Raw genomic sequence first — 7,455 nt, 5'->3', positions numbered from 1 at the left:
ATCGCCTCGCTCGGCCGAGCATCGGCGAATTGCTGGTCGTTGAGATACAGATCGATGATGCGGCGCATGAGCCGCTCTTCGCGGGTTTCAGTCGACATGAGATCACTACTCTTTAGGGCGGTTAACGGTAATTCCACGGTAGGACGAACTGACGGAATCGCCAGGCGGGCGCCTGCCCGCCCCGGCGCGTCACCACCACGACACTGGCCATTTACTGCTGGCAGGTAGGCAAAGATTCCCGTTGACCGCCAGCGTTTTTGGGCGTCAGCGCTGCCGACCTGAGCTCGCTTGAACGCGCAGTTGTGACACTGGAAGGCGGAAGCCCGACCGTCGCGACGCGGAACGCTCGCCCCGAGATACCCGTCCGGCGGGCGCGCCGGATCACCTGGCAGCTGCCGAACTGGTTGCGGGTCGTCGACCACGGCAACATCGTGGCCGTCACGCCGAAGCCGATCACCGGTGCACCGTCCCGGGGAAGGAAGCCAGAGGGATGTTGTGGTACACGTGTTTTCGCGGTGCGCCAGATTCGGGTGCCTCGGCGTCGGGCTGAATTCGGTGCCGCGGTTTTGCCACGAGTCCCGGTGCACCACACGACCGCGCCCGACCCGAAGTCGTCGTAGTTGGACAGAATCCCGTTGAGGGCATTGGCCACAAAGGGGAATCTGGCTGACGGTGAACGGCAAGGTCAAACAACGCGGCACGCTGCTCGGCGCACAGCTCGTCGGGCACCGCACCGCCGAGGTGAGCATGCGCGTCGACACGCTCTATGTCTGGTTCTGGACCCCACCTGCTGCTACGCCGTCGAGCGGACGCAACGCGCACTATCGGTCAGACACCCGTGGGGGCCGTGAGCCGGCCGAGCTGTCGTCAGACGGGCGCGGTGGCACGGATGCGGCGCCCATCAGTGCCGCGGCGACGCCCACCCCACCGAGTACCAGGAACATGGGTCCGTACCCGTGCAGGAGGCTCGCAAGGGCCGCGCCGATCCATGGGCCCAGCGCGGTGGTCAGCGAGACGGGTGCGGACAGGATGCCACTGAGGTGGCCGTAATGCGTTGGCCCCCAACGGTCGTTCACCGCCGTAGCCTGCAACAGCGTCATGATGCCGCGCGCAAAGCCTGCGAGGACCGCCACGGCGATCAATGCGGACATCGAGGTGACGACGCCCAGAAGTGCGGTGGTGACGGCGATCGCGGCGAAGATCACGACCGTGCGAGCTCGCACACCGAGGCGGCGGACCAGAGCGCGGTAGCCAAGCCGGCCCAGCACCTGGCCGGCGCCGCCCAGACCCAGCGCCACGGCGGCGACCTGGGCGCTGATGCCGCGTTCGGTCATCAAGGGGATCAGGTTGACGATGATCGCGTAGGACGCGCACGTCGCCAAGGCGAACGCGATCGTCAGCGCGATGAAGGCACGGCTGCGCGCGATGCGGTTCGGCGACCCGGCGGCATGACGCTGCGGTGCCGGTGGCCAGGGTTGGCGCAGCCCGATCAGATGAGCGGGAATCGTCATCACGGCCAGGACGCCCGCGAGGACGAGATAGGTGGTACGCCAATCCAGGTGGCGCCCCAGGGCCGCGGTCAATGGTGCGAACACCGTGCTGGCCAGCCCGGCGACGAGGGTGAGGATGGTCAGCGCTCCGACGCTGCGTGGGCCGTACCAACGGGTCAGCGCGGCGAACGCGGGTGGGTAGAGCACGGCGCCCATGGCGACCCCGGCCGCGATCCACGCGGCCACGAAACAGGCGATGTTCGGGGAGAACGCCACCGCGAGCAGTGCGACCGGGCCCAGTACCGAGCCGGTCGTCATGATGGCGTGCGGCCCACGGCGGTCCAGCTGACGGCCCACCCAGATGCCGACCACCGCTGAGGTGACCAGGGCTGCTGAGAACGCGGCGGTGACCGCCGGTGGCGACCAGCCGGTGTCGGCGGTGATCTGCACCGACAGCACTGGGAAGGCGTAGTAGAGCACGCCCCAGCTGGTGATCTGGGTGAGGCACAAGGTGATCAGGACACGGCGGAGCCCTGCCTCGGTCGGAGAGTTGGGCTGCGCGGTATCCGGGGTGGTCATGTCGTGGTCGGGTTGCCCATCAGTGACGGTGACGGTGACAGCGTCTGCGGGGTTGCCGGGGCGCCGCCGGCCTCGAGCAGCACCGGTTCGATCCCGCGTTCCACCAAATGTGCTGCAGCAGCCAAGCTCTGGAGGCCGGCACCGATCACCGCGACGGGCAGTTGTGACATGCGTTCTCCCTTGCATCGACGTCTCTCGATACAGCGATATCTGTCAATACGTGCGGGAAGCGTGGTGCATGGCCTGCGTCCCACTCTCCTTCTCACCGACGATGTCACGACGTGTTGCTCGCCGCTGACCGGGGGCAGCCTCGAACCCGCCGCGGCCGACGAAGCCGTGGATGTGATCTACCACGAAACGCACCTGCGGGAAGCACTCGGATTTGCTCGTATTGACCCGCGAAACACTGGCAACTGTTCCTCGAGGTGATGATGACGTACCTAGGGAAAGAATTCCGACACACCGGGACTTTGCTGATCCGAGCCGAGAATGGACGCTAACGGAATTGCGCATCAGCGAACGCCGTCACGCTGGTGTGCACGGGCCATGAATTGCTGCACGCCACATTCAGTCGCCGTCTCCCGAATTCGGGTCGCCTCACGCAAACGGATCACCCGCACCGGCCGAGCGGATGATCGAGCGCTTCGGAGTCTTCGCCCGCGAGACGACGATCAACCCACGCCCCTGGCTCGACTGTTCGGCATCACGTCGTCGAGGGCGCGGTCTTCTCATTCGTTGTGCCCTCGTCGTCATGCCCTCGCGGGTGACGGCGTCGACTCAAGCTTGCTTGCCGGCTGCACATCCCATTACGCCGACACGTTGTAGAACCGACACTCGTAGTTCAGCCCGGCTACCGCGCCACCGGCCGCGACCAATCGTTCGACACCGACTTCGGGTACCCGAGTTATCCGATCGTCACGGCCGGACTGCCGTGTGCGAATTGGCGGCGACCAATTCCACCAACAGCAAACAAAACCACGATTACACAGCTATATTTTCAGGTGCAGGGGTGCCGGGCTACGCGTCGGGTCTTCGATGTCGAATTCGACACTGACTCTTCCACGCGGCCAGGCCGAGAAAGCTGGGCGAGAGCGGTTGCCCCGGGTCTTCGAGCCCGTGACCGCAGATGGTTGGGGGACGAATCATGAGCGGTGACCCGGCACGGCGGTTGTTGTCCATCGATCTGCTCGATGACGACGAGCACGACGTGCTGGACAAGTGGGGCAATCGGGCGGTATTGACCGATCTGGTCTCCGCGCCGGTGTCGATTCCGGAGTCGTTCGCCGCGCAGGTGGTCACGGCCGCGAATGCGGTGGCCTTGGTGTGTGGGGAGCGTTCGTGGACGTACCGCGAGCTGGATGAGGCGGCCAACCGGTTGGCGAACGTCTTGGTCGGCCACGGCGCCGGACCGGGACGCTGTGTGGCGCTGCTCATTCCGCGTTCTGCCGAGGCGATCGTGGCGATCCTGGCGGTGCTCAAGTGCGGGGCGGCGTATCTGCCGATGGACCCCGCGCATCCCGATGCGCGGATCGAGTTCATGATCTCCGACGCCGCGCCGGTCGCCGCGGTCACCACCGCGGGCCTGCGCTCGCGGTTGAACGGGGCAGACGTCTCGGTCGTCGACGTCAACGATCCCGCCCTGGACCCGCAGCCCAGCAGCGGGCTGCCGATGCCGGCCCCCGACGACCTGGCGTATATGACGTACACGTCGGGAACCACCGGTGTCCCCAAGGCCGTCGCCGTCACGCACCACAACGTCACGCAGCTGCTTGACCAACTGCATGCCGCCCTGCCCGCAGGACCGGGACAGGTGTGGTCGCAGTGGCATTCCATGGTCTTCGACGTCTCGGTGTGGGAGATCTGGGGTGCGTTGCTGCACGGTGGCCGGCTGGTGGTCGTCCCGGAGACGGTGGCGACCTCACCGGGCGACCTGCACAACCTGCTGGTCGCCGAGAAGGTGAACGTCCTGTGCCAAACCCCTTCGGCGGCAGGCATGCTCTCGCCGGAGCGGTTGGAGTCGGCCACGCTGGTCGTGGCCGGGGAAGCCTGCCCGACGGAGCTCGTGGACCGGTGGGCGATCAACGGGCGATTGATGATCAACGCCTACGGCCCGACCGAAACCACGATCTACGCGGCGATGAGCGCACCCCTGACAGCAGGATCGGGGGTGGCTCCGATCGGCTCGCCGGTACCCGGCGCGGCGTTGTTCGTCCTGGACAAGTGGCTGCGTCCAGCCCCTGAGGGTGTAGTCGGCGAGTTGTACGTGGCCGGTGCCGGCGTGGCCGTCGGATATGCGCGGCGCTCGGGGTTGACCGCGGCACGGTTCGTGGCTTGCCCGTTCGGCAAGCCAGGGGCGCGCATGTACCGCACCGGCGACCTGGTGCGGTGGGACGACGATGGGCAGCTGCAATACCTGGGGCGTTCCGACGAACAGGTCAAGATTCGTGGCTACCGCATCGAACTGGGCGAGATCCAGACAGCGCTGGCCAACCTGGACGGGGTGAAACAGGCAGCGGTGATGGCCCGAGAAGACCGCCCTGGCGACAAGCGTCTGGTTGGTTACGTCACCGGCACCGCCGATCCCGCCGAGATGCGCAGTGCGTTGGCCAAGCGGCTCCCGGCGTACATGGTTCCGGCCGCGGTGGTGGTGTTGGAGGCACTCCCTCTGACGGTCAACGGCAAACTCGACAAGCACGCACTGCCGACCCCGGAGTACCGCGGCGACGGGGGCGAATACCGGGGCCCTGCCACCGCGGTCGAGGAGGTGCTGGCCGACATCTACGCCCAGGTGCTGGGTGTGGAGCGGGTCGGAGTAAACGACTCGTTCTTCGCCCTGGGTGGGGACAGCATCCTCTCGATGCAGGTCGTGGCGCGCGCCCGCGCGGCAGGCGTGCTGTGCCGCCCGCGTGACGTGTTCGTCGAGCAGACCGTGGCCCGGTTGGCGGCGGTGGCCGACGTGGTCGGCGCCCAGGGCGGGCCGGTCGACGAGGACACGGGACCGGTGACGCCCACCCCGATCATGCGGTGGCTGCAAACCGTCGAGGGTCCGATCGACCAGTTCAACCAGACCGTGGTTCTGAAGGCCCCGGCCGGAGTGAGCGAGGCCGACGCGGTGGTAGTGGTGCAGGCCCTGCTGGATCGCCATGCCACGTTGCGGCTGCACGTAGACGATGACGCGAACGCCGAGAGCGAATCGACCGATGGTGTCGGCGGCTGGTCGCTGTCGGTGCCCGAAGTGGGGGCGGTGAACGCCTGCGACTGCCTGCTTTCGGTGGACGCGTTGTCGGATGAGGCGCTGCAGGCGGCGCGGTCGCGGCTGAATCTGGCCGCGGGCAGGATGCTGTCAGCACTGTGGGTACCCGGCACCGGGCAGTTGGCGTTGATGATCCACCACCTGGCCGTCGACGGGGTATCGTGGCGAATTCGGTTGGAAGACATCAACATTGCGTGGGCCTTGCACAACGCCGGCCAGCCGGTGGTGCTGCCGACCGGGGGCACGTCATTCGCCCGCTGGTCCTCGATACTGAACGCACACGCGCGCAGCTCCGAGGTACTCGCACAGGCCGATGCCTGGCAGCAGATCCTGACGACTCCGCTCGCATTGCCAGCGGTGCAACCTGCGGTGGACACCTACGCTCGTGCGGGGCGCCTGTCGGTGTCGCTGGACGCCGAAACCACCCGCCAGTTGCTCGGTGAGGTGCCCGCGGCGTTTCACGCCGGGGTGGGCGACATCTTGTTGATCGCGTTCGGGTTGGCGTGGACGGAGGGACTGGCCACTGGCAGTGATCCGATCGGCATCGACGTTGAGGGCCACGGCCGCAACGAGGAACTGGGCCCCGATGTCGACTTGTCGCGCACGGTGGGCTGGTTCACCACCAAGTACCCGGTCTCGCTTTCCGTGGGCGATCTGAGCTGGGGCGAGGTGATCGCCGGAAGTGCGGCGCTGGGAACGGTGGTGAAGGACGCCAAGGAACAGTTGCGTGCCATGCCCGAGGGTCTTACCTACGGATTGCTGCGGTACTCGAACCCCGACGTGGAGCTGTCCGGACTGGATCCGACTATCGGGTTCAACTATCTGGGGCGCCTCGGCGCAGGTGCTGCCTTCCTGTCCGAGGAGCTGTGGCAGATCAATCAGGACGGCCTGGCGGTTGCCGACGCGGCTTCGGCGGTGGCCATGCCATTGATGCACACCCTGGAGCTCAACGCCGGCGCCATGGACACCGACACCGGTCCGTGCCTGCAAGCGGCCTGGACGTGGGCGCCGTCGTCGGTCGACGAGGGACGGGTAAAGCGGTTGAGCCAGTTGTGGTTCGAGGCGCTGGCCGGGATCTGCGCCCACGTCCGCTCCGGCGGTGGCGGGCTGACTCCATCTGACATCGCGCCGGCGCAGCTGAACCAGCAGCAGATCGACGAGCTGGCCCAGGAGTACCGGATCGCCGACGTACTGCCAATGACCCCAATGCAAGAAGGATTGCTCTTCCACTCGACGCTCGTTCAGGGGCATGGAGATACCGCAAGAGTTGACGTGTACGCGGTGCAGCTGGACATCACCGTCAGCGGAGTCCTCGATCAGGATCGTCTGCACGATGCACTGCGCACCGTAGTTCGTCGCCATCCCAACCTGGCGGCCCGCTTCTGCGGGCAATTCGGTGAGCCGGTGCAGATCATCCCCGCCGAGCCGGTGATGCCGTGGCGGTATCTGGATCTGCGGGGAGACGACCGGGAGCCCGACGACGAGATTCACCAGTTGTGCGCCGCCGAGCGCGCCGCGGTCTGCGACCTCGCAAACCGGCCGACCTTCCGGGCGGCACTGATCCGTACCGCGGGCAACCAGCACCGGTTCGTGGTGACCTTCCACCACATCGTCATCGATGGCTGGTCGCTACCGATCCTGATGCAGGAGATCTTTGCCAGCTACTTCGGCCAGCGGCTGCCCGCAGCCGGGTCGTATCGCAGCTTCGTCAGTTGGCTGGCCGGTCAGGATCGCGACGCGGCACGAGCGGCCTGGCGCGAGGTGTTCGACGGGTTCCACACCCCTACCCTGGTCGCCCCGCAGGTTCAGTTGGGGCCGCGATGCGTCGAATCGTATCGGGCGTCTGCCGAGACGACGCGCGCCCTCGGCGAGCTGGCGCGCTCCTGTCACACCACGGTGAACACGGTGCTCCAGGTCGCATGGGCGCAGCTGCTGATGGCGCTGACCGGCCAGCGCGACGTGGCCTTCGGCACTGCGGTTTCGGGACGGCCTGCCGAGTTGGCGGGCTCCGATTCGATCGTGGGTTTGCTGATCAACACGGTGCCGGTACGGGCCCGCGCGACGGCGGACTACACTGTCGCCGACCTCTTGAACCAGATGCAAAGTACCCACAACGACACCGTCGAGCACGAG

At 66.8% G+C, this 7,455-nt stretch carries 4 protein-coding genes; 1 reads left to right on the top strand and 3 read right to left on the bottom strand.

Annotated elements, in window-relative coordinates:
* Nucleotides 1-821: 821 nt before the first annotated feature.
* Genes ACRDUX_RS02610 through ACRDUX_RS02600 form a run of 3 tightly spaced genes read right to left on the bottom strand, consistent with a single transcriptional unit; the run spans nucleotide 822 to nucleotide 2,423 of the window.
* Complete coding sequence (locus ACRDUX_RS02610; protein WP_526410732.1) at nucleotides 822-2,069, bottom strand: MFS transporter; 1,248 nt, start codon at nucleotides 2,067-2,069, stop codon at nucleotides 822-824.
* Entirely contained in the window at nucleotides 2,066-2,239 is a 174-nt protein-coding gene (locus ACRDUX_RS02605) for an NAD(P)-binding protein (protein WP_526410730.1), read from the bottom strand. Before ACRDUX_RS02605 ends, ACRDUX_RS02610 begins: the two co-directional genes overlap by 4 nt.
* A gap of 43 nt (nucleotides 2,240-2,282) precedes the next feature.
* Complete coding sequence (locus ACRDUX_RS02600) at nucleotides 2,283-2,423, bottom strand: hypothetical protein (RefSeq protein ID WP_526410729.1); 141 nt, start codon at nucleotides 2,421-2,423, stop codon at nucleotides 2,283-2,285.
* Between the two features lie 790 nt (nucleotides 2,424-3,213).
* On the opposite strand from ACRDUX_RS02600, the gene ACRDUX_RS02595 reads away from it, so the two are divergent.
* A partial coding sequence (locus tag ACRDUX_RS02595; protein ID WP_526410727.1) for an amino acid adenylation domain-containing protein occupies nucleotides 3,214-7,455 on the top strand: 4,242 nt, incomplete at its 3' end.

The organism is Mycobacterium sp. (assembly GCF_050701675.1).
In the GTDB taxonomy this organism is placed as follows: domain Bacteria; phylum Actinomycetota; class Actinomycetes; order Mycobacteriales; family Mycobacteriaceae; genus Mycobacterium.
This window is presented reverse-complemented; position numbering and strand designations above follow the sequence as displayed.